Source organism: Paraliobacillus quinghaiensis (assembly GCF_003426025.1).
GTDB lineage: Bacteria > Bacillota > Bacilli > Bacillales > Amphibacillaceae > Paraliobacillus_A > Paraliobacillus_A quinghaiensis.
The window spans coordinates 92,771-116,759 of record NZ_QJSH01000001.1; the positions used below are offsets into that span (position 1 = coordinate 92,771).

Below are 23,989 nucleotides of genomic sequence, written 5' to 3' on the forward strand. Positions count from 1 at the left end.
AAATTTAAATGAAACAAAGTCAAACGCTAGTACCAACACTAAAAGAAATACCAGCAGGCGCGGATATCGCTAGCCATCAACTGCTATTACGTGCAGGTTTTATACGTCAAACAGCATCTGGAATATATAGCTTTTTACCATTAGGAAAACGTGTATTAAGAAAGATTGAAGAAATAGTTCGTGATGAAATGGATAATATTGGGGCGAATGAAATGTTAATGCCTGCATTACAACCAGCCGAATTATGGAAAGAAACAGGAAGATGGAATGCGTTTGGTTTGGAATTAATGCGCATGAATGATCGTCATGAAAGAGAGTTTGCATTAGGCGCAACACATGAAGAAGTCATTACGAGCTTGATCAAAGATGAAGTGAAAAGCTATAAGAAGTTACCGCTCACTGTGTATCAAATTCAATCTAAGTTTAGAGACGAGCAAAGACCAAGGTTTGGTTTATTACGTGGCCGTGAGTTTCTTATGAAAGATGCCTATTCCTTTCATGAATCTTACGCTAGCTTAGATGAGATGTATGATAAGATGTATGAGGCGTATTCAAATATCTTTACAAGACTTGGATTAAATTTCCGAGCAGTAATTGCTGATTCAGGTGCAATGGGAGGAAAAGATACGCATGAATTCATGGCGTTAAGTGAAGTTGGCGAAGACACTATCGCGTTTTCAGATACTTCCTCTTATGCTGCTAATATTGAAATGGCACAGGTTTTAGACCAGGCTGACGATGACCAATCCGGTGAAGAACTACTGCCGCTAGATAAAGTAGCTACACCTAACCAAAAGACGATGGAGCAAGTAGCGGATTATTTAAAGCATCCATTAGCTAAAGGATTAAAGTCTCTACTTTATAAAGTAGATGAAACATTCTTATTGGTTGTCACGCGAGGAGATCATCAAGTCAATGATATTAAATTAAAGAACTTCTACCAAGCAACTACAGTCGAATTAGCAACGGAAGCGGATGTTGAAGAGATTTTAGGTGCTGGTTTTGGTTCAATAGGACCAATAGACGTTAAGAATAAAGAGGTAGATGTCATTTTTGATTTTGCAGTCCGATATGTAGTAAATGCTACATGTGGTGCTAATCAAGATGGTTATCATTATGTTAATGTAAATCCAGAACGCGATTTTGATCCAGAAGCAAAATATGCAGATGTTCGCTTTGTTCAAGAAGGTGATCCTTCACCTGATGGAAAAGGTCAGATTCAATTTGCCAGAGGGATTGAAATTGGACAAGTTTTCAAATTAGGTGAATTTTATGCGGATAAATTAGGAGCTAGCTTCTTAAATGATCAAGGAAGAGCATCCACTATGATTATGGGTTGTTATGGTGTCGGTGTATCCCGAACATTAGCAGCTATTGTTGAACAATACCATGACGAAAAAGGGATTACATGGCCAAGTCAAATTGCACCATTCCAGGTACATTTACTTGTGTTAAATAGTAAAAAAGATGAGCAAAAGCAACTTGCTGATCAACTTTATGCTAATCTTAAAGCGCAAGGAATAGAAGTACTTTATGATGATCGAACTGATCGTGCTGGTGTTAAATTTGCAGATAGTGACCTCATTGGAATTCCTTACCGTGTTACAGTAGGTAAGCGTGCAGACGAGGGCATTGTTGAGTGTAAAATTCGTGTAAGTGGTGAACAGTCAGAGTGTCATAAAGATGATGTTATTTCATATGTGAAAAGCTTATTATCATAATTATTTCCAAAAACCCTTGTCCCTAAATGGGTGACAAGGGTTTTTTAAAATAGTAAAATATTAAGTTGGAAGCTTTTTTTTTTATGGTTTCAGGGTAATGGGTAGGAGGACAAAAATGAGTATATCTAATAATGATAAAATGAAAGTACTATTAGATCAAATAAATATGGCACAAGAAGAGATAGATAGTTATTTTACAAATAGTCAATTAACAAAGTTAGAAGTGTTCAAGAAAGAAAAGTTATGGCACTTTCATGTTCAGGTAAAGCAAGTATTACCTGCAAAAATATACCGACTTTTTTATATAAAATTACAGGAAACATTCTCACACATTGCTACAGTAAAGTGGACAATCTATGCAGAAAATAAAAGCTTAGTTGATGATGAAGTTAGTGCGTATTGGCAAGATTTTATTGGATCCTTTAAAGATCTCTCACCCGCATATAAAGATCTAGTACAAGAACAAAGACCTCAAGTTAAGGGGAATCAGCTGATATTAACTGCTAGGAATGATGCAGAGGCAACTGCCCTAAAAAAGAGATTAGAACCAGCTTTTCGTAGTTATTGTGAACAGATTGGTGCCGGGAATTATACCTTATTAATTGATGCTAAAACAGAGATTGAAGATATAGTGAAATTTAGAGAGCAAAAAGCACTAGAAGATAAAGAATTGGTTCAAAGAGCAGTTAAAGATAAAGAAGTTCGTGCTAAAGAGAAGAAGGAAGGCGACTCGAACGAACCGTTATTGATTGGCTATAGAATCAATGATCAACCTACACCAATGAAGGAAGTAGTAGAAGAAGAACGTCGAATAGTGATGCAAGGATATATTTTTGATGTAGATATTAGAGAATTGCGCTCTGGACGACATTTATTAATTGTTAAAGTGACAGATTATACGGATTCTTTTTCACTAAAGATGTTCTCAAAAGGGGATCAAGATGCGGAGAAATTTAAATCTGTAAAAAAAGGTATGTGGGTTAAAGTACGAGGTAGTGTGCAAACTGATACCTTCACTAATGAGTTAACAATGATGTTAAACGATATCAATGAAATAAAAGTTGAGAAGCGAAAAGATCAAGCGCCAGAAAGTGAAAAGCGTGTCGAGTTGCATGCTCATACAACTATGAGTCAAATGGATGCTGTTGTTACTGCATCTAAACTAATTGAACAAGCAGCTTCTTGGGGACATTCTGCATTTGCTATTACGGATCATGCTGTAGCACAATCTTACCCAGAAGCATACGCTGCTGGTGAAAAGCATGGGGTTAAAGTTATTTATGGATTAGAAGCAAATATTGTTGATGACGGTGTGCCGATTGCTTACAATGAACAAGATCTAGACTTAGCAAGTGCTACTTATGTAGTATTTGATGTTGAAACAACTGGTCTGTCAGCCGTTTATGACACAATAATTGAATTAGCGGCAGTTAAGATAAAAGACGGAGATATTGTTGATCGATTCGAATCATTTGCAAATCCACATCATCCATTGTCACAGACAACCACTGACCTAACAGGTATTACAGATGATATGGTTAAGGATGCACCTGAGATTGATACCGTGTTAGCTGATTTTAATGAATGGTGTGGACAAGATATTTTAGTCGCTCATAATGCAAGCTTTGATATGGGATTTTTAAATCAAGGTTACGAGAAGGCTGGAATTGAAGAATCAGTAAACCCTGTAATTGATACATTAGAGCTTGCAAGGTTTTTGTTACCATCATTAAAAAATCACCGATTAAATACTTTGTGTAAGAAGTTTGATATAGAATTAACACAACATCACCGCGCGATTTATGATGCCGAAGCAACAGGGTATTTATTATGGAAGCTAATTAAAGCAGCAAGTGAGAAGGAAATAACAAATCATCTCCATTTTAATCTTCATATGGGAGAGGGAAATGCGTATCAACGTGCAAGGCCGTTTCATGTCACATTACTTGCACATAATGAAATTGGTTTAAAGAATATATATAAACTTGTATCTTTGGCTCATATCGATTATTTTTATCGTGTCCCACGTATTCCACGTTCAAAATTGCAAGCTTATCGTGAAGGGATCTTAGTTGGTTCAGGTTGTGACAAAGGTGAAGTATTTGAAACGATGATGCAAAAATCACAAACTGAAGCTGAGAAGGTTGCAGCTTTCTATGATTATATTGAAATTCAACCACCAGCTAACTACTATCCGTTGATTGAACGGGAGCTTGTACAAAACGAAGCGCAGATTTTTGATATATTACGTAACTTAGTCCAGCTCGCAGAACGCTTGAATAAGCCATGTGTAGCAACGGGAAATGTTCACTATTTAGAAGAACAAGATAAGTTGTACCGAAAGATATTAGTTTCTTCTCAAAGTGGAAACCCATTAAGTCGACAGACGTTGCCAGATGTACATTTTCGCACAACAGATGAAATGATTGCTTGTTTTGACTTTTTAGGTCAGGAGAAAGCTAAAGAAATTGTTGTAAATAATACACAGGCTATAGCAGATCGAATAGATTCAATTAAGCCTATTAAAGAAGATCTATATACACCAAATATTGATGGTGCTGAAGAAGAAATTCGTGAGATGAGTTATAATTTTGCTAAAAATATATATGGAGACGATTTACCAGACTTAGTCAAAAACCGAATAGAAAAAGAATTGAAAAGTATTATAGGTCATGGCTTTGCTGTTATTTATTTGATCTCACATAAGCTAGTAAAAAAATCATTAGATGATGGGTATCTAGTAGGTTCACGTGGTTCGGTAGGTTCTTCTCTAATTGCGACTTTAACTGAAATCACAGAAGTTAATCCATTACCACCACACTATGTTTGTCCTGAGTGTCGCTATCATGAGTTTTTTACTGATGGTTCTGTAGGTAGTGGTTTTGACCTACCTGACAAAGCATGTCCATCTTGTGAAACCGACATGCGTAAAGACGGACAAGATATACCATTTGAAACATTTCTTGGTTTTAAAGGGGATAAAGTACCTGATATTGATTTGAACTTCTCAGGTGAATATCAACCTGTAGCACACAATTACACAAAAGTCTTATTTGGAGAAGATAAGGTATATCGTGCCGGAACGATTGGAACAGTTGCTGAAAAGACAGCTTATGGTTATGTGAAGGGGTATGCCAGTGATCATCAAATGCAAGTTAAAAATGTTGAAACAGATCGACTTGTGCAAGGGTGTACTGGAGTAAAACGTACATCTGGTCAACACCCGGGTGGAATTATTGTTGTACCTGATGACATGGAAATATATGACTTCACACCAATTCAGTTTCCGGCTGATGACAGGAATTCCGAATGGAAAACAACGCATTTCGATTTCCACTCTATTCATGATAACTTGTTGAAACTGGATATACTTGGACACGATGATCCTACTGTGATTCGAATGTTACAAGATTTGAGTGGAATTGATCCAAAAACAATTCCAACAGACGATGAAGAAGTGATGAAGATCTTCTCAGGTCCTGAAGTATTAGGGGTGAACGCTGATCAAATCATGTGTAAAACAGGAACCTTAGGAGTTCCGGAATTTGGAACGAAATTTGTTCGACAAATGTTAGAGGATACAAAACCAAAAACATTCGCAGAGTTAGTAATTATATCAGGATTATCTCATGGAACTGATGTATGGCTTGGTAATGCACAAGAATTGATTAACCAAGGGATTTGTGGTTTACCCGACGTAATTGGTTGCCGTGACGATATTATGGTTTATCTGATGCATAAAGGACTTGATGCATCATTAGCCTTTAAAATCATGGAATTTGTGCGTAAGGGTAAAGGGCTCCAAGACGAATGGATTGTCGAAATGAAGAAGAATAATGTTCCTGACTGGTACATTGACTCATGTAAAAAAATTAAATACATGTTTCCAAAAGCACATGCTGCAGCATATGTTTTAATGGCTGTTAGAATTGCATATTTCAAGGTGCATCACCCAATCCTGTTTTACGCTGCATACTTCTCTGTACGTGCAAGTGATTTTGAATTGGATACAATGATAAAAGGTTCGACAGCACTTCGAAAGCGTATAGAAGAGATTCAAGCAAAAGGTAATGATGCATCACCGAAAGAAAAAAGTGTATTAACAGTATTAGAAATAGCTTTAGAAATGAATGAACGTGGCTTTTCTTTCAAAAAAGTGGATTTGTATCGTTCAAGTGCTACAGACTTTATTGTAGAAGGAGATACATTAACACCACCATTTAATGCTGTAGATGGACTTGGTACAAATGCGGCATTAAATATCGTCAAAGCACGTGAGCAAGGAGAGTTTCTGTCAAAAGAAGATTTACGAGAAAGAAGCAGAATCTCTAAAACTGTTCTAGAGTATTTAGAAAGCCACGGAACTTTAGATGGAATGGAAGACAAAAATCAACTTTCATTGTTCTAATTTGGTTTGATCATAACATCTTTTTCCACTATTTCTTGCACGACGTCAAGTAATATGTTATATTTATTGAGGTACGAGTTGATACGTTAGAAGAAAGAGTGGGGGAACCCACTCTTTCTTTACACCATTATCCTTTTACAAGCAAGTAGTCTGTACTAGGATATTTATTTTAAAGTGTTTTCTTGAAGTGTTTTAGTATGAACGTAACGTTGTTCCCTTGCTGATTTTATGGCAAGGGTTTTATATTTCCGTTATCCAATTCTATATCTAAGTTAAAATCGATTGGTTACATAATTCATTTATTGTATTTATTAAAAAAGAGAGAAATGTGTAAACTAGAATGTATAAAGTATATAACGGAACAATTAGAAAAAACGCTTGAATGCACTTGAAATAGAAGGAGGCGATTTAATTGGGCATGAAAGTAACAGAAAAAACTGAACAACTTGTTCAACCTATTCTAGAAGAGTTGAATCTACAACTTGTTGATATTGAATTTGAGAAAGAGGGAAAAAACTGGTTTCTTCGTGTATTCATTGATAAACCAGGTGGTGTTGATATCGAGGAATGTGGGCAAGTATCTGAGCAATTAAGCGAACAATTGGATGCTGATGATCCTGTAACAGTTCCGTATTACTTAGAAGTTTCATCTCCGGGCGCTGAGCGTCCACTCAAAAATAAACAGGATTTCATTAACCATATCGGGCATTCCATATATGTTAAATTATATGAACCGATAAATGGTGCTAAATCTTTTGAAGGTGTATTAAAAGCTTTTGAGGATGAACTTGTTACAATTGAGGTAAGAGATAAAGCTAGAAAGAAAGACACAACTATTCCTTATCAAAAAATTGCAAATGCTCGATTGGCAGTAACATTTAATTAAAGGGGGAGAAATAGTGAGTAGTGAGCTTTTTGATGCCATTCAATATTTGGAGAAAGAAAAAGGTATTGATAAAGATGTTTTAATGGAAGCGTTAGAGGCAGCGCTAATTTCCGCTTATAAAAAGAACTTTCATTCTGCAACGAATGTACGTGTTGATTTGAATGAAGAAACAGGGAGTATGCGTGTTCTTTCACGTAAAGAAATTGTTGAAGAAGTCGATGATAATAATCAACAAATTAGTCTTGAGCAGGCTAAAGAATTGAACCCTAATTATGTATTAGGCGATGTGATTGAAATGGAAGTAACACCAAGAGATTTTGGGCGTATCGCAGCTCAAGCAGCTAAACAAGTTGTAACGCAACGTGTTCGTGAAGCAGAACGCGGTGTAATTTTTAATGAGTATGTTGATCGCGAAGAAGATATTATGAATGGGATTATCCAACGTGTTGATCCACGCTTTGTATATGTTAACCTTGGTAAAGTAGAAGCTAAACTACCAGAAGCAGAACAAATGCCAACTGAAGAATACCATGTTCATGATCGTCTTAAAGTATTTGTAACGAAGGTAGAGAACACGAATAAAGGTCCACAAATCTTTGTTTCTCGTTCTCATCCAGGTTTATTGAAGCGTTTATTTGAAATGGAAGTACCAGAAATTTACGATGGTACAGTAGAAATTCGTTCTGTTGCAAGAGAAGCTGGTGATCGATCTAAAGTTTCAGTTTATGCACCGAATACTGACATTGATCCAGTTGGTTCATGTGTGGGTCAACGAGGACAACGTGTTCAAACGATTGTTGATGAATTAAAAGGTGAAAAACTTGATATTGTTGAGTGGTCAGAAGATCCAGTTGTTTATGTTTCCAATGCGTTAAGTCCATCTAAAGTAGTGGAAGTTCTCGTTTCTGAGGATGATAAAGCTACAACAGTAATTGTGCCTGATAATCAGTTGTCATTAGCAATCGGCAAAAGAGGTCAAAATGCTCGTTTGGCTGCAAAGTTAACCGGGTGGAAAATTGACATTAAGAGTGAAAGTGATGCTCGTGCTGCTGGTTTAATTTCAGAACGCAAGAATGATGAAGTTGACGGCGAGTTATTGTTTAATGAAGATGAAGATTTATTTGATTAAGGAGAAATGAATTCATGCCTAAAAAAAATAAAAAAATTCCTCTTCGTAAATGTATTGTTACACAAGAGATGCAACCAAAAGATGCACTAATACGCATTGTTCATAATAAAGATGGTGAAGTTTTCGTAGATCCAACAGGTAAAAAGAATGGCCGTGGAGCTTATATTTCAAAAGATTTAGAAGTTGTACAAAAGGCTGAAAAATCAAATGTTTTAGATCGTCACTTACAAACAAAAGTGAATGACACAGTCTATCAACAATTGAAGCAAGTGATTGAAGGGAAGGATATTGAGTAAGGGGAATGGTTATCTCAACTTAATTGGCTTAGCGTATCGTGCACGTAAATTGACGTTAGGTGAAGAATTAATTGTTCGAGATATCCAAAAAAAACAAGCGAAATTGGTTTTGCTAGCAAACGATATTGGTCCTCAAACGAAGAAGAAGATTACAGATAAATGTAACTTTTATAATGTACCATTTCGAATCGTTGACGACAGAGATACGTTATCACAAGCAATCGGTAAGTCTGGTAGAGTGGCAGTTGCTGTTCTAGATGAAGGTTTCGCTTCTAAAATAACCTCATTGCTCGATAAATCTATTCGGGGGTGAATGTATGAGTAAAATACGCGTATATGAATATGCAAAAGAAAAGAATGTATCAAGTAAAGCAATTATAACAAAACTAAAGGAAATGGGTGTGGAGGTTTCTAATCACATGTCCACAATTTCTGAGGATACAAAGGCAAAGTTAGATCAGGCCTTTACTAAGCAAACTTCAGAGAAAAAAGCACCACAAACTAAAAAAGAGCAGACGAACCAGAAAAACCAAAAAAATAACAGTAATAAATCTTTAGAGAAGAATGACCAAAGTGAAACACAATCAAAACCTGCTAATAAAAAAGAAGAAGAGACTTCAGCGAAAATAACATATGCTAATACATTAACAGTTGGAGAACTAGCTGAAAAACTGAAAAAAGATGCAAGTGAAATTATTAAAAAGTTAATGTCTCTAGGCGTTATGGCTACAAAAAATCAGGATCTAAATGAAGAATCAATTGAGTTGATTTGTGAAGAATATGGTGTAACGGCTGAGAAAGAAATAGAAGTCGATGCAACTGATTTGGATAATTTTATTGAAGATGAAGATGAAGCGGCGTTGATCGAACGACCTGCTGTAGTAACAATAATGGGACACGTTGATCACGGTAAAACAACGTTACTTGACTCTATTCGCCATACAAAAGTAACAGCTGGTGAAGCGGGTGGTATTACACAGCATATAGGTGCATACCAAATTGAAAATGACGGTAAATATATAACATTTTTAGATACACCAGGACACGCAGCATTTACTAGCATGCGTTCACGTGGTGCACAAGTAACAGATATAGCAATCCTTGTAGTAGCTGCAGATGATGGTGTAATGCCACAGACTGTTGAAGCTATTAATCATGCTAAAGCTGCAGAGGTACCTATTATTGTAGCAGTTAACAAAATGGATACAGAGGGTGCCAACCCAGATCGTGTTATGCAAGAATTAACAGAGCATGAATTAATTCCTGAAGCTTGGGGTGGAAGCACAATATTCGTTCAATTATCTGCAATTAAAGGTGAAGGAATTGACGAACTTGTTGAGATGATTCAACTTGTTGCGGAAGTAGAAGAATTAAAAGCTAATCCAAATAACCGCGCAACTGGTACAGTAATTGAAGCTGAATTGGATAAAGGACGCGGTTCAGTTGCTACACTTCTTGTTCAAAATGGTACATTAAATGTAGGAGACCCTCTTGTAGTAGGAAATACATTTGGTCGTGTACGTGCAATGGTAAATGATCTAGGACGACGAGTAAAAACTGCAGGTCCTTCAGCGCCAGTTGAGATAACAGGTTTAAATGAAGTGCCAAAAGCAGGTGATCGTTTTGTTGTATTTGCTGATGAGAAGAAAGCACGTCAAATTGGTGAACAAAGACAACAAAAACAGATCGAATTTAACCGTGGTAATCAATCTAGAGTAAGTTTAGATGATTTATTTGAACAAATTAAGCAAGGTGACATAAAAGACATTAACTTAATTTTAAAAGCAGATGTGCAAGGTTCAGTAGAAGCCTTAGCCTCATCTTTAGAAAAAATTGATGTTGAAGGTGTTAAAGTAAATATCATTCACACAGGTGTGGGTGCAATTACTGAATCAGACATCATATTAGCTTCTGCTTCTAATGCGATTGTTATTGGCTTTAATGTCCGTCCAGACGTTAATGCGAAGAAAGCAGCTGAATCAGAAAAAGTGGATGTTCGCTTGTATCGTATTATTTATAAGGTAATTGAAGAAATTGAAGCAGCAATGAAAGGTATGTTAGATCCTGAATTTGAAGAAAAAGTAATCGGCCAAGCAGAAGTCCGTGAAATTTTCAAAGTATCGAAAATTGGAACGATAGCGGGTAGCTATGTAACAGATGGTAAAATATCTCGTAATGCAAGTGTTCGTGTTATTCGTGACGGTATCGTTATTTATGAAGGTGAAATTGATACCTTAAAACGTTTCAAGGATGATGTAAAAGAAGTTGCGCAAAATTACGAATGTGGTATCACTGTAGAGAAATTCAATGATATCAAAGAAGGCGATATCTTTGAAGCATATGTCATGGAAGAAATTAAACGCACATGATTTTGTTTGCTGAAGTCGAGTGTATGATCCATCACGCGCATTCTTTAAAAGAAAAGCGATCAGTTGTTAAGAGAATTAGCAAACGGATTGAAAATGATTTTAACGTTGCAATTAGTGAAATGGATTATCAAGATCTATGGCAACGTACGATGTTTGGTTTAGTAACAATTGCAAATGAAAAAGTTCAAGCGGAAAGAGTGATTGATCAATGTTTAAAATTGATTGATTCCTTTCCTGAAATTGAACGTACAAATACGCATGTAGAATGGTTGTAACCAAGCGTTTCTAGAATTTTAAGAGGTGATTGTCGATGAATCAAATGAGAGCAAATCGCGTCGCAGAACAGATGAAAAAAGAATTAGGTGATATAATAGGTCGTAAAATTAAAGACCCTCGTGTGGGTTTTGTAACCATAACAGATGTTGAAGTTACTGGAGACCTACAGCAAGCTAAAGTCTTTATTTCTGTTCTTGGGGAAGATAAACAAAAACAAGAAACTTTAATTGGTTTAGCAAAAGCTAAAGGATTTATACGCACAGAAATAGGTAAAAGAATTCGATTGCGTAAAACACCTGAATTGTTTTTTGAATTTGATGAAGCCGTTGAAAAGGGAAATCGAATTGAACACATCTTACGCGATTTAAATGATTAGAGTAAGTAATATTTACTTCCTAAAACCCTTGTTCTATAATAGTACAAGGGTTTTATATTTGTCTATTTTTAATTAATAATGATCAAATGGAGGAAAAGGTATGCATGGTATTATCCCATTGTGGAAACCAATTGGACCTACATCACATGATTGTGTCATCAAGATGAGAAAGTTATTTAAAACAAAAAAGGTCGGTCATACCGGGACGCTAGATCCAGCAGTTGAAGGTGTTCTACCAATCTGTATCGGACAAGCAACTAAAATTGTGCCATATTTAACTGATACGAAGAAAACATATATAGCTGAGGTAACTCTTGGTTACTCAACAGACACAGAAGATCAAACTGGTACAACACTTGAAAAAAAAGAAGTAAGCGATACGATTGAAATAGAAACACTGAAACACACGCTAGAAAGATTTGTTGGTCAAATAGAACAAGTAGTACCGCTTTATTCAGCAGTAAGAGTAAATGGCAAGAAACTTTATGAATACGCTAGAGCAAATGAACCAGTAACAAGGCCATCGCGTGAGGTTACGATTGAATCAATAAGTTTATTGGAAGATACGATTAAAGCTGAAGGGAAACTCATACGTTTCTCAATTCAAGCAACCTGTTCTAAAGGTACCTACATCCGAACACTTTGTGTGGATATAGGTAATGCATTAGGATATCCAGCACACATGTCTAAATTAGTACGGACCCAGACCGGAAGTTTTACTGCTGAACAAACTTATAGTTTTGATGAGTTAAACGAGTTGGCTCAATTAAACAAAATAGAATCAACTTTAGTTCCAATTCATCGAGGAGTTGAGCATTTAGATGTGTATAAGGTTGATGAGAAACTAGCTGAGAAAGTGAGATATGGACAAAAACTGCCTTTTCCAGATCAACAACTAGGTGATCGTCCATTTAGAGTTGAATATGATGATGAACTTCTAGCAATATATCAAGTACATCCAACAAAGCCTGACGAGATTAAACCAATGCGTGTTTTTCCATATAATGATTAAAGAGAGGAGTTGAAAAAATGGATATTATTTCACTGAGCTACCCAACTCAAGCAAGTATATTAAATGCAGATGAAACTGTCGCAGCAATAGGTTTTTTTGATGGGGTACACAAAGGTCATCAAAAAGTTATTCAAACAGCTAAAGAAATTGCTGCAAAACAGCAAAGAAAAAGTGCGGTTATCACCTTTTCACCACATCCATCTGTTGTACTGAAAAAACAACAAAAGACTGTACATTATTTAACTCCACTTACTGAAAAAAAAGCAATACTTGAAGATATGGGTATCGATATTTTATACGTCATTACATTCAATGAGGATCTATCACGCTTATCACCTAAAGAATTTATACAAACATTTATTAATGGACTTCATATTAAACATTTGGTAGCAGGATTTGATTTTACATATGGTTACATGGGTAAAGGTACTATGGAAACAATTCGGGATGATGCTGAAGGAAGTTTCGATGTTACTATCATTGATAAACTAGACAATGCTAATAAAAAAATCAGCTCCACTCTTATCCGAGAATTATTGTCTGATGGAAAAGTTTATCAAATAAAAGAATTGTTAGGAAGACCTTTTCAAACAAGTGGAATAGTTGTTGAAGGGGAAAAAAGAGGCAGAACAATTGGCTTTCCTACTGCTAATATAGAGATAGGAACTGATTATGCTTTACCTAAGGTTGGCGTTTATGCAGTCACGGTATCTTTAGCTAACAAACAGATACCTGGGATGGCTAATATTGGGTATAAACCTACTTTTCATGATAATACAGGTGATCAACCAACAGTAGAAATTCATTTGTTTGATTTTAATGAACATATCTACGGGGAAAAAGTACAGATAGACTGGCATCATTTTATTCGAGATGAAATAAAATTTGCTGGAGTAGATGAATTAATTGGTCAATTAAAACAAGATGAACAGCAAATTCGTCAATTTTTACCTAGAATTTTTGATTAATACTTGCATTTTTAGCTAAAAAGATGTAATCTAAATAACGGAAACCATCCACTTGGCAAAGCGATTCTCCGACGCATGCTAGGGGATTGGGGTTTACTATTATTTATTAGGAGGTGAACAGGATGGCAATTACACAAGAGCGCAAGAACGAACTTATCAATGAGTTCAAAACACACGATACCGATACTGGATCTCCAGAGGTTCAAATCGCTGTCCTAACTGAAGAAATTACGAACTTGAATGAGCATCTACGTATGCACAAAAAGGATCACCATTCACGTCGTGGTTTGTTGAAAATGGTTGGGAAACGTCGTAACTTATTAAATTACTTACGTAAAAATGATGTTGCACGTTACCGTGATTTAATTCAAAAACTTGGCTTACGCCGATAATTTACGAGAAAGCGGGAATTTTCCCGCTTTTTCTGTATGTTAAAAACACATTGTTAAATTTCTGGTTGTAGGGATTTGTAGTTAAATTATATATTGGCTAATAAGCTATGTCATGATCCTTTCGCTCGATTCTGATCAAGCAGTTGAATAAAAGATGGATTCAACTGCTTGATCAGGATGGAGCAAGGTACTGTAAAAGATGCAAAAGGACAAATGAAACAATAGATGATTTATAGCCCTTATTAATTGGATATACTACTACAAAGAACTCAATCTTGCTGAAAAAGAGAGGGGTATAAAGTCAATATGGTAGCAGAAAAAAAAGTTTTCTCAACAGAAATTTCCGGTAAAACATTCTCTGTAGAAGTTGGAGAATTAGCAAAACAAGCAAATGGAGCTTGTATGATTCAATATGGTGATACATCTGTATTATCGACAGCTACTGGTTCAAAAGAGCCAAAAGATCTACCTTTTTTTCCACTAACTGTTAACTATGAAGAACGTCTATATGCTGTAGGTAAAATACCTGGAGGATTTATTAAGAGAGAAGGTCGTCCAAGTGAAACTGCAGTTCTTACATCACGTTTAATTGATCGTCCAATTCGTCCATTGTTTCCGGATGGTTTTCGTAATGATGTTCAAGTCATTAGTATGGTAATGAGCTTAGATCAGAACTGTCCATCAGATATCGCAGCAATGATCGGTTCTTCTATCGCATTATCAATTTCTGATATCCCATTTGATGGGCCAATTGCGGGTGTTATTGTTGGACGAGTAGATGATGAATTTATTATAAATCCAACTACTGAACAACGTGAGAAAAGTGATATTGACCTTATCGTAGCAGGTACAAAAGATGCGATTAACATGGTAGAAGCAGGTGCGGATGAAGTACCTGAAGATGTCATGCTTGAAGCAATTATGTTTGGGCACGAAGAAATCAAGCGATTAGTTGCTTTCCAAGAGAAAATTGTTGAAGAAGTTGCGAAAGAAAAGATGGAGATCACTTTATTTGAATTAGATAAAGAACTGACTGTCGAAGTTGAAGAAAAAATTAAAGATACATTAGTAAGTGCAATTCAAGTGCAAGAGAAGCATGCACGTGAAGCGGCTATCGAAAAAGTCAAAAAAGACTTACTTGCTACATATGAAGAGCAAGAAGCAGATGAGAAAACAATTAAACATGTTAAGGGTATTCTTGATAAGATAGTTAAAGAAGAAGTTCGACGTTTAATTACAAAAGAGAAAGTCCGACCAGATGGACGTAAAATTGATGAGATCCGTTCTTTAACATCTCGTATTAGCGCACTTCCTAGAACGCATGGTTCAGGATTATTTACTCGCGGTCAAACACAAGCATTGAGTGTTTGTACATTAGGTGCACTTGGAGATGTTCAAATTTTAGATGGTATCGGTTTAGAAGAATCTAAACGTTTTATGCACCACTATAATTTCCCATTATTCAGTGTTGGTGAAACAGGACCAATTCGTGGACCTGGTCGTCGTGAAATCGGACATGGTGCTTTAGGAGAACGTGCTTTAGAAAAAGTAATTCCATCAGAAAAAGACTTCCCATATACAATACGTCTTGTTTCAGAAGTGTTAGAATCAAATGGTTCAACCTCACAAGCAAGTATTTGTGCGAGTACATTAGCAATGATGGATGCAGGTGTTCCGATTAAGGCACCAGTTGCTGGTATTGCAATGGGACTTATCAAGTCAGGTGAAGATTACTCTATTTTAAGTGATATTCAAGGGATGGAGGACCACCTAGGTGATATGGACTTTAAAGTTGCAGGAACATCTAAAGGTGTAACTGCCCTACAAATGGATATCAAAATTGAAGGTCTATCACGTGAAATCTTAGAAGAAGCATTGACACAAGCTCAAAAGGGCCGTATGCATATCTTAGAACATATGCTTGAAACGATTAATGAGCCTAAAGAAGAGTTATCAGCTTATGCACCAAAAATTCTAACGATGTCTATTCACCCTGATAAAATCCGTGATGTAATCGGGCCAAGTGGTAAACAGATTAACAAAATCATTGAAGAGACAGGCGTTAAAATTGATATTGAACAAGATGGTGGAGTATTTATTTCATCTACCGATAACGAGATGAATCAAAAAGCGAAGAAAATTATTGAGGATATTGTTCGTGAAGTAGAAGTAGGCGAGATGTATCTTGCTACTGTAAAACGAATCGAGAAATTTGGCGCTTTTGTTGAACTGTTTAAAGGTAAAGAAGGCCTTGTTCACATTTCAGAAATGGCTGCTGAACGAATCAATAAAGTGGAAGATGTTGTTTCAATTGGTGATCAAATAATGGTAAAAGTAAAAGAAATAGATCGCCAAGGTCGTATCAACCTCTCACGTAAAGCGGTATTAGCTGAAGAAAAAGAAAAAGAAAGTAAATAATTCACTTAAAAGAAACTGGGTTACCAGTTTCTTTTCTTACATATACTATGAAAAGTTATGGAAGAACTGGAGGACAAAAAGATGCTACAAAGACATACTTGTAAAAATGGCCTGCGTATTGTATTAGAAGGTATACCAACTGTTCGTTCAGTAACAATTGGTATTTGGATTCGCGCCGGTTCAAGAAATGAAACCAAAGAAAACAATGGTATCTCGCATTTTTTGGAGCACATGTTTTTTAAGGGAACAGATAAGAAAAATGCTAAAGAAATTGCAGAAGCATTTGATGCTATCGGTGGACAAATTAATGCTTTTACATCAAAAGAATATACATGTTATTACGTAAAGGTATTAGATACACATAAAGAATTTGCTGTTGATCTATTAGCTGATATGTTCTTTCATTCTAAATTTGATCCCGAGGAAATTGAGAAAGAAAAAAATGTTGTGCTAGAAGAAATAAAAATGTCTGAAGACACGCCTGACGATATTGTACATGACTTATTAGCAGAGGCTAGTTATGGAGATCATCCATTGGGGTATCCGATACTAGGTATAGATAACACATTGAAGTCTTTTACAGCCGAAGATCTACATCAATATAAAGAAAAACACTATCGACCTGATAATATTGTAATTTCAGTAGCAGGTAATGTAGATAAAACTTTTATAACCCATGTAGAATCTCTATTTGATCAATTCACTGAGACAAATCAAACTTCGTCAATTGATAAATCAATATTTATTCCAAAACAATTAACCAGAAAAAAAGAAACAGAGCAAGCACACTTGTGTATTGGTTATCCAGGCTTACCTGTTGATGCTTCAAATATATTTAGTCTAGTAGTCATCAATAACGTCTTGGGAGGAAGTATGAGTTCAAGATTGTTTCAGGAAATCAGAGAACAACGTGGCCTAGCTTATTCCGTGTTTTCATATCACAGCTCATTTATTGATGATGGTTTATTAACGATCTATGCTGGAACAGGTAAAGAATATTTATCTGTACTGCAGGAAACGATTCACCAAACAATAACTTCTTTAATACAAGATGGATTAACTGATAAGGAATTAAAAAACAGTAAAGAACAATTAAAAGGCAATTTAGTACTTGGTTTAGAAAGCACAAATAGCCGAATGAGTCGAAATGGAAAAAATGAGTTGCTTTTAGGCAGACACCGAAGTATAGATGAATTAATAGCAGAAATTGATGAGGTTAATATGGAATCAGCAAATCAATTAATTCAACAAATCTTTAACCAAGATTATTCAAGTGCGTTAATATCTCCATAACCTAAACCTTTTTTGCCGTTACTTAGCAAAAGATAAATAAAACGAGTCTATGTGTGCAATGATGCATAGACTCGTTTTTTTATACATATTTTTAAAAAGTACATCAATTAAATGACGTGATTTTGCTATGTCAGATTTTATAGTTTGTTTCTATAATTATAAGTAGCCTAGTTAAGGAGGTTGGTTTAATGCGTTATAAAACACTTAGTGGTAAAGAAATTGTTAATATTAATAATGGTTCACGATTGGGAATATTAGGGCAAACAGATATTGAGTTAGATGAGAAAACAGGACAGATAAAAGCCTTCATCATCCCTAATTATGGTTGGTTAGGAATGAAAAAAGAGGGAGAAAACTTAAAAATTCATTGGAAAGACATTCAAAAAATTGGAGAAGACATGATTATGATTAATCAAACCCCGCCCAATAAACCACAAATTTAAAATATTCTCTTAGCTAAATTGCTCAGAATGTACACTCATTTGAGCAATTTTTCTTATAGGAAATTATGATTTTTAGGCTGATGTACTAAGAGTTAAGAGCATTTATAATATTTGAAAGTAAGTGATAAAAGACTTTGTTGGTAAACATAGTTGCTTGTAAATATTCGGACTTGAGATAAAAAGTGCAATAACTAGTAATGTGAGTTACTAAACCGCTACGTCAGTAAATGGATTCCCTTTCCGTGGGCTCAGTCTCAGCTAACTCGGAGGTAAAAAACACCTCCGAGTGGATCTTCGACTTGTAAGGGAAGGACCACAGGCTAAAACCGTCCTTGTCGGACAACGCCTGCATGACCCTTGTCGGGCCTCAGGAGTGTCATCCATTTGCCTCCTTCGCTAGTTAGAGTATCTAATTATAATTTGAGATATTAACGCTCAATAAGCTCTTCTACAACTATCTAGCGGATCAAATGAAATTGACGACACTCCTGCAGGAACAGCGCGAGCTGAAGATCCACTAGGAAGCGTTCTTTGGGCCTGCGGTTACTCGGCCCACCGAAAACATTTGCTTCCTAGTTAGCTGAAGCCGTGCCTGCGGAAAGGGAGTCAATTTCATTTGAGGAGCGGCAACTTAAGTTACTAATTGCTGACTATACGATTTAAGTTTTTAATACATAGTTTATATAAATTGTTTCATAAACTAAGATCTTTTATAAAAAAGCGTTTAAAAGGACCGGGCTGGGTTATGGCCGGTTTTTCTTAGTATAGATCGATCTTTAATTTAAGGTGTGATTTCATGGATATTATCCCAATTTTAGCTTGTCAGTATGCAATATCTTCACTTTACGTACCTAAATTCATATGATATTTAGAACTAAAGCTAGTGAAAGAGGTGGATATATGGATTCAATGATCCGTATGGCAATTATAGGCGGCGATGCACGCTATTTAGAACTGATCAAAAAACTGTCTGAAAAAGAAAATTACTACATGGAATTGGTTGGATTTGACCAACTAGATCAAGGTTTTACGGGTGTTAAACAAACTAATTTTGATGAACTTGAGGTAGAAGATCTTGATGTTATTATTTTACCTATTCCAGGAATTGATGAAGATGGTTACATCGAAACAGTTTTCTCTAATAAAAAAATTCAAATAACTAAGAATTGGTTTAACAAATTGAAAAAAGGTTGTTTAATTTTTTCAGGAATTACCACGCCATATTTGAGCTCCAACGCTGAAAAGGTGAATGCACGTCTTCTTCCTTTAATGCAACGTGATGATGTTGCAATTTATAATTCGATTCCTACAACTGAAGGTGCAATTATGCTAGCCATTCAACATACAAATTTCACTATTCACAGTTCACGGGTTCTGGTTTTAGGTTTGGGAAGGGTTGGACATAGTGTGGCGAGTAAATTTGCAGGATTAGGAGCCGATGTTGTTGTTGGAACCAAGAAAGACAAAGATATAGCTAGAGCTATAGAGATGGGGCTGGAGGCTTTTCACATGGAAGAGCTAACCGCATATACTGGGCAGTGTGATATTCTAATTAATACGATTCCAGCTAAAGTTGTCACAGAAGGTGCACTCAATCAAATGAAATCAAATGCTCTAATAATTGACTTAGCATCTAAACCAGGTGGAGTTGATTTTAATCATGCAAAACAAAGAGGGATTACAGCACTTCAAGCACTAGGGCTACCAGGAATGGTCGCTCCAAAAACGGCAGGAGAAATACTTGCGAAAACGATTAATCAACTCATTATCACACAATAATAATAAAGTGGGGAGAATGAGTCGTGCTAAAAGGGAAAAAAATAGGTTTTGGAATTACTGGATCACATTGTACGTATGCAGCAGTTTTTCCACAGATAGAACAGTTAATCAAGGAGGGGGCAGAAGTAGTTCCCGTTGTTTCGAATACAGTTCAAGAAACAGATACACGATTTGGTAAAGCAGAAGATCATTTGAAGAGGTTAACAGAGATTACAGGAAGAGAACCGATTGGAACAATTGTTGATGCGGAACCACTCGGACCAAAAGAACCATTAGATTGCATGGTAATTGCTCCATTGACTGGGAATTCCATGAGTCGATTAGCAAATGGAATCTCAGACTCTGCAGTTTTAATGGCTACTAAAGCAACTATGCGTAATGGCAGTCCGGTTGTATTAGCTATTTCTACAAATGATGCACTAGGCCTAAATGGAGTTAACTTAATGCGTTTAATGGCAACTAAATTAATTTATTTTGTACCTTATGGTCAAGATGATTTCATTAAAAAGCCTAACTCACTAGTCGCAGATATGACAAAAATTCCTGAGACAATTAGTCATGCATTGTCCTTTAAACAAATACAACCAGTCCTATTAAGAGAAAAGTAAAACGAATAATCCTGTGTATGAGTACCTTTTCACTACTTGAGTATGTTAAAATAGATTATAATAATAGATTTAACACTTACTAGAGTATTGGAAAGGGGTATTTTTGTGTCAGAATTAAAAGGATATAACGTTGCAGTTGTAGGGGCAACTGGAGCGGTTGGCCAAAAAATGTTAGAAACATTAGAAAAAAAGGATTTTCCAATTGGACAGTTATTACTATTATCTTCTAGTCGTTCAGCTGGAACTAAAATAAATTTTAAAGGAGAAACCTATACAGTTCAGGAAGCTAAACCTGAAAGCTTTGAAGGTGTTCAAATTGCATTATTCTCAGCTGGTGGATCTGTTTCAAAGGCGTTGGCACATGAAGCAGTTTCACGAGGCGCTGTAGTTGTTGATAATACGAGTGCTTTTCGAATGGATCCAGATGTACCGTTAGTGGTGCCAGAAGTTAATGAAATCGATATTGAAAAGCATAACGGAATAATTGCAAATCCAAACTGCTCAACAATTCAAATGGTTGCAGCATTGAAACCAATTCAAGATGCACATGGACTTAATCGTGTGATGGTTTCTACCTATCAAGCAGTTTCTGGAGCTGGCGCGGAGGCTGTTGAAGAGTTAACAGACCTTTCGCAAGCATTTTTAAATGGGGAAGATCTTGATCCTGAATTGTTACCTGTAAAAGGTGAAAAGAAGCATTATCCAATTGCATTTAATGCTATTCCTCAAATTGATGTATTTCAAGAGAATGGTTACACATTTGAAGAAATGAAAATGATTAACGAAACGAAGAAGATACTACATGATACAGAGTTATCTGTTGCAGCTACGTGTGTGCGTCTACCGTTCTTCACTTCACACGCAGAAAGTGTATATATTGAGGTGGATGATACAAACGTAACAGTTCAAGACTTGCAGCGCTTGATAGAAGAAGCGCCTGGCGTTGTTTTAGAAGATGATCCTGCAAATCAAGTATATCCAACCCCATTAAGTGCTGTTGGTAAAAGTGATGTTTTTGTTGGTAGAATTCGAAAAGATCCTGATCACCCGAATGGTTTTCACTTATGGGTAGTATCAGATAATTTATTAAAAGGTGCTGCATGGAATTCAGTGCAGATTGCTGAATCATTAATTAAAAATAACTGGCTCTAAGTTTGAGGTGTCAACATGAAAATTTTAGTGCAAAAATATGGCGGGACATCCGTGCAGGATAAGATGACAAGAAAAAATGCAATCAACCACATCAGTACTTCAATTGCTGAAGGATATAAAGTGGTAGTTGTTGTTTCAGCGATGGGGAGATATCCAACCCCATATGCAACAGACTCTCTTTTGGAGTTAATTAATTATCCTGATACAAAAAGCAGTAAGAGAGAACAAGATTTAATTTTATCTTGTGGCGAAACAATTTCTGCTGTGGTGTTCTCTAATGAGTTAAAAGAAGCAGGCATAACCTCCACAGCGCTAACAGGTGCTCAAGCAGGTTTTTTAACAAATGATGACTTTACTGCTGCCAAAATAAAAGAAATGCAGGTTGATCGTGTTTATCGAGACTTACAGGAACACCAAGTAGTAGTTGTTGCAGGTTTTCAAGGGAAATCAGAAACAGACGAGATTACAACACTTGGACGTGGAGGTAGCGATACATCAGCAGCAGCCCTAGGTGCAGCCCTTGATGCAAGCTTCATAGATATTTTTACGGATGTAGATGGTATTATGACAGCTGACCCCCGTGTAGTTAAAGCCGCGCGAACATTAGATGTTGTCACTTATAATGAGATATGTAATCTCGCTTATCAAGGTGCAAAAGTTATTCACCCAAGAGCAGTAGAGATTGCGATGCAAGCAAAGATTCCTATTCGAGTTCGGTCAACAGCATCTGATGATATTGGTACTTTGGTTACAGCATCAAAAGAGACGCTAAAGGGAAAAGATATCCCTGATCGTCTTGTAACTGGAATTGCTCATATGTCTGGAATTACCCAAGTAAAAGTACAAACAAATGAAAATGTTGATCGATTACATTCAGATGTATTTAAGACAATGGCAGGTGCAGGGATATCGGTTGATTTTATAAATATTTCGCCTAATGGCGTTATTTATACAATTCCAGAAGTTTTTGCCGACCATGCATATCAACTATTAGAAGGGTTATCCTATCAACCAGAAATGATTAATAATTGTGCAAAAGTCTCATTAGTTGGGGCTGGTATGACAGGTGTGCCAGGTGTAACAGCAAAAATTGTTCAAACACTGACAGATGCGGGAATTCCAATTCTTCAGTCTGCTGACAGTCATACAACGATATGGGTTCTCATTCATCATGATGATCTTGTCCCAGCTGTAAATTCATTGCATGATACATTTAAGTTAAATGAAAAATTGTAGTCATAAAGACATTCAAAAAGGGAATCAATTGATAAGAGCACATCGCTTTTTGGGCTCGTTCTTCCGGTCCTTATGTAGGGGAAGCCTACATTCTAGTCCTCGGAATTATCGCTGCCTTATCATGCGTGCTACTGATTTACTGACTTTTTGAACGCGTACTAATACTATTATGGACAGATCAAGATGGAAGAAGGGAGAAGCTGAACATCGTGAATTTTGGAAAACTATTAACTGCTATGGTTACCCCGTTTGACAAAGAAGGTCAAATGGATATGTTAAAAGTCGAACAGTTAATTGAACACTTAATAACACATCAGACTGAAGGATTAATTGTTGCTGGTACTACTGGGGAGTCACCAACGCTTAAGAAAAAAGAAAAGGTCGCTTTATTTGAAAAGGCTGTTAGTGTAGTAAATGGACGCATTCCAATTATTGCAGGGACAGGATCAAATAACACAAACGAAACAATTGAATTAACAAAACAAGCAGAAGCTACGGGTGTTGATGGGATATTACTTGTTACTCCATATTATAATAAACCAAATCAAGCCGGTTTATATGAGCATTTTAAAACAATAGCAGATGCGACTAATCTGCCTGTAATGTTGTATAATATCCCAGGAAGAACAATGGTTCACATGACTGTAGAAACAATTGTTGCTTTATCTGAAATTGACAATATTGTATCTATTAAGGAGTCTAGTGGAAACCTTGATGCTATTTCACAAATTATTGAACAAACAAGTGATGACTTCTCTGTTTACAGTGGAGACGATAGTTTAACATTACCATTAAAATCAATTGGTGCTAACGGGGTTGTCTCCGTATCATCACACATCATTGGTGATGAAATGAAACAAATGCTTGATCATTTTGACAATGGCAATGTAGTAGAAGCTGCAAAAATCCATCGAACATTATTGCCTATAATGAGAGGTTTATTTATGGCTCCTTCACCTGCGCCAGTTAAAGCGGCATTGAGGTTAAAAGGGATTGATACTGGGAATGTTCGCTTACCACTGGTTAATTTGTCAGAGATTGAAGAGCATATACTTCGTGAATTAATTAATTAATAGTAGTAAAACAGCAAAAAAACAGCTTCTATTTGTTATAGAAGCTGTTTTTTTAATGTGTTCTTAATTAGTTATATTTAATCTAAAATCCTTATCTATCCTTAGTATTTTATTGTTTGATTCGTTCATACTAAGACAAGAGTATAGAAAGGAG

20 protein-coding genes are annotated in these 23,989 nt (G+C 36.1%); all 20 read left to right on the forward strand.

The window, feature by feature from the left end; translation table 11 throughout:
• Positions 1-8: 8 nt before the first annotated feature.
• Positions 9-1,721: a proline--tRNA ligase gene (locus D2K40_RS00495; RefSeq protein WP_117151867.1), complete on the forward strand. Its 1,713-nt coding sequence runs from the start codon at positions 9-11 to the stop codon at positions 1,719-1,721.
• Between the two features lie 115 nt (positions 1,722-1,836).
• Positions 1,837-6,129, forward strand: coding sequence for a PolC-type DNA polymerase III (locus D2K40_RS00500; protein ID WP_117151869.1), 4,293 nt, complete (start codon positions 1,837-1,839; stop codon positions 6,127-6,129).
• Positions 6,130-6,547: 418 nt separating this feature from the next.
• Positions 6,548-7,015, forward strand: a complete 468-nt coding sequence (gene rimP / locus D2K40_RS00505; RefSeq protein ID WP_117152420.1) for a ribosome maturation factor RimP — start codon at positions 6,548-6,550, stop codon at positions 7,013-7,015.
• Between the two features lie 13 nt (positions 7,016-7,028).
• Entirely contained in the window at positions 7,029-8,144 is a 1,116-nt protein-coding gene (gene nusA / locus D2K40_RS00510) for a transcription termination factor NusA (protein WP_117151871.1), read from the forward strand.
• 14 nt (positions 8,145-8,158) lie between these two features.
• Positions 8,159-8,440 (forward strand): RNase P modulator RnpM, encoded by a 282-nt coding sequence (gene rnpM, locus D2K40_RS00515; RefSeq protein WP_117151873.1) that lies wholly within the window; start codon positions 8,159-8,161, stop codon positions 8,438-8,440.
• A complete protein-coding gene (locus D2K40_RS00520; protein WP_117151875.1) occupies positions 8,433-8,753 on the forward strand; it encodes a YlxQ family RNA-binding protein in 321 nt (106 codons plus the stop codon). The genes rnpM and D2K40_RS00520 overlap by 8 nt, the downstream gene beginning before the upstream one ends.
• A 4-nt stretch (positions 8,754-8,757) precedes the next feature.
• The gene (gene infB, locus D2K40_RS00525; protein WP_117151877.1) at positions 8,758-10,809 is read left to right on the forward strand and encodes a translation initiation factor IF-2; all 2,052 of its coding nucleotides are present in this window, start codon (positions 8,758-8,760) and stop codon (positions 10,807-10,809) included.
• Positions 10,806-11,084, forward strand: coding sequence for a DUF503 domain-containing protein (locus D2K40_RS00530; protein WP_117151879.1), 279 nt, complete (start codon positions 10,806-10,808; stop codon positions 11,082-11,084). The genes infB and D2K40_RS00530 overlap by 4 nt, the downstream gene beginning before the upstream one ends.
• 35 nt (positions 11,085-11,119) lie before the next feature.
• Positions 11,120-11,461, forward strand: coding sequence for a 30S ribosome-binding factor RbfA (gene rbfA / locus D2K40_RS00535; RefSeq protein ID WP_117151881.1), 342 nt, complete (start codon positions 11,120-11,122; stop codon positions 11,459-11,461).
• A gap of 100 nt (positions 11,462-11,561) precedes the next feature.
• Complete coding sequence (gene truB / locus D2K40_RS00540) at positions 11,562-12,473, forward strand: tRNA pseudouridine(55) synthase TruB (RefSeq protein ID WP_117151883.1); 912 nt, start codon at positions 11,562-11,564, stop codon at positions 12,471-12,473.
• Positions 12,474-12,490: 17 nt separating this feature from the next.
• On the forward strand, positions 12,491-13,441 hold the full coding sequence (locus tag D2K40_RS00545; RefSeq protein WP_117151885.1) for a bifunctional riboflavin kinase/FAD synthetase: 951 nt from the start codon (positions 12,491-12,493) through the stop codon (positions 13,439-13,441).
• Positions 13,442-13,563: 122 nt separating this feature from the next.
• Entirely contained in the window at positions 13,564-13,833 is a 270-nt protein-coding gene (gene rpsO, locus D2K40_RS00550; RefSeq protein ID WP_117151887.1) for a 30S ribosomal protein S15, read from the forward strand.
• 306 nt (positions 13,834-14,139) lie between these two features.
• Positions 14,140-16,251 (forward strand): polyribonucleotide nucleotidyltransferase, encoded by a 2,112-nt coding sequence (gene pnp, locus D2K40_RS00555; RefSeq protein ID WP_117151889.1) that lies wholly within the window; start codon positions 14,140-14,142, stop codon positions 16,249-16,251.
• Positions 16,252-16,332: 81 nt separating this feature from the next.
• Positions 16,333-17,544 carry a M16 family metallopeptidase gene (locus tag D2K40_RS00560; protein ID WP_117151891.1) on the forward strand — a complete coding sequence of 404 codons (1,212 nt, stop codon included), beginning with the start codon at positions 16,333-16,335 and terminating at the stop codon, positions 17,542-17,544.
• Between the two features lie 188 nt (positions 17,545-17,732).
• Complete coding sequence (locus D2K40_RS00565) at positions 17,733-17,987, forward strand: YlmC/YmxH family sporulation protein (RefSeq protein WP_117151893.1); 255 nt, start codon at positions 17,733-17,735, stop codon at positions 17,985-17,987.
• Between the two features lie 900 nt (positions 17,988-18,887).
• The gene (gene dpaA / locus D2K40_RS00570) at positions 18,888-19,766 is read left to right on the forward strand and encodes a dipicolinic acid synthetase subunit A (protein ID WP_117151895.1); all 879 of its coding nucleotides are present in this window, start codon (positions 18,888-18,890) and stop codon (positions 19,764-19,766) included.
• A gap of 23 nt (positions 19,767-19,789) precedes the next feature.
• The gene (locus D2K40_RS00575) at positions 19,790-20,374 is read left to right on the forward strand and encodes a dipicolinate synthase subunit B (RefSeq protein WP_117151897.1); all 585 of its coding nucleotides are present in this window, start codon (positions 19,790-19,792) and stop codon (positions 20,372-20,374) included.
• Positions 20,375-20,479: 105 nt separating this feature from the next.
• On the forward strand, positions 20,480-21,526 hold the full coding sequence (asd, locus tag D2K40_RS00580; protein WP_117151899.1) for an aspartate-semialdehyde dehydrogenase: 1,047 nt from the start codon (positions 20,480-20,482) through the stop codon (positions 21,524-21,526).
• A 15-nt stretch (positions 21,527-21,541) separates the two neighbouring features.
• On the forward strand, positions 21,542-22,762 hold the full coding sequence (gene dapG, locus D2K40_RS00585) for an aspartate kinase (RefSeq protein ID WP_117151901.1): 1,221 nt from the start codon (positions 21,542-21,544) through the stop codon (positions 22,760-22,762).
• A 209-nt stretch (positions 22,763-22,971) separates the two neighbouring features.
• Complete coding sequence (gene dapA / locus D2K40_RS00590; RefSeq protein ID WP_188618771.1) at positions 22,972-23,835, forward strand: 4-hydroxy-tetrahydrodipicolinate synthase; 864 nt, start codon at positions 22,972-22,974, stop codon at positions 23,833-23,835.
• Positions 23,836-23,989 lie beyond the last annotated feature (154 nt).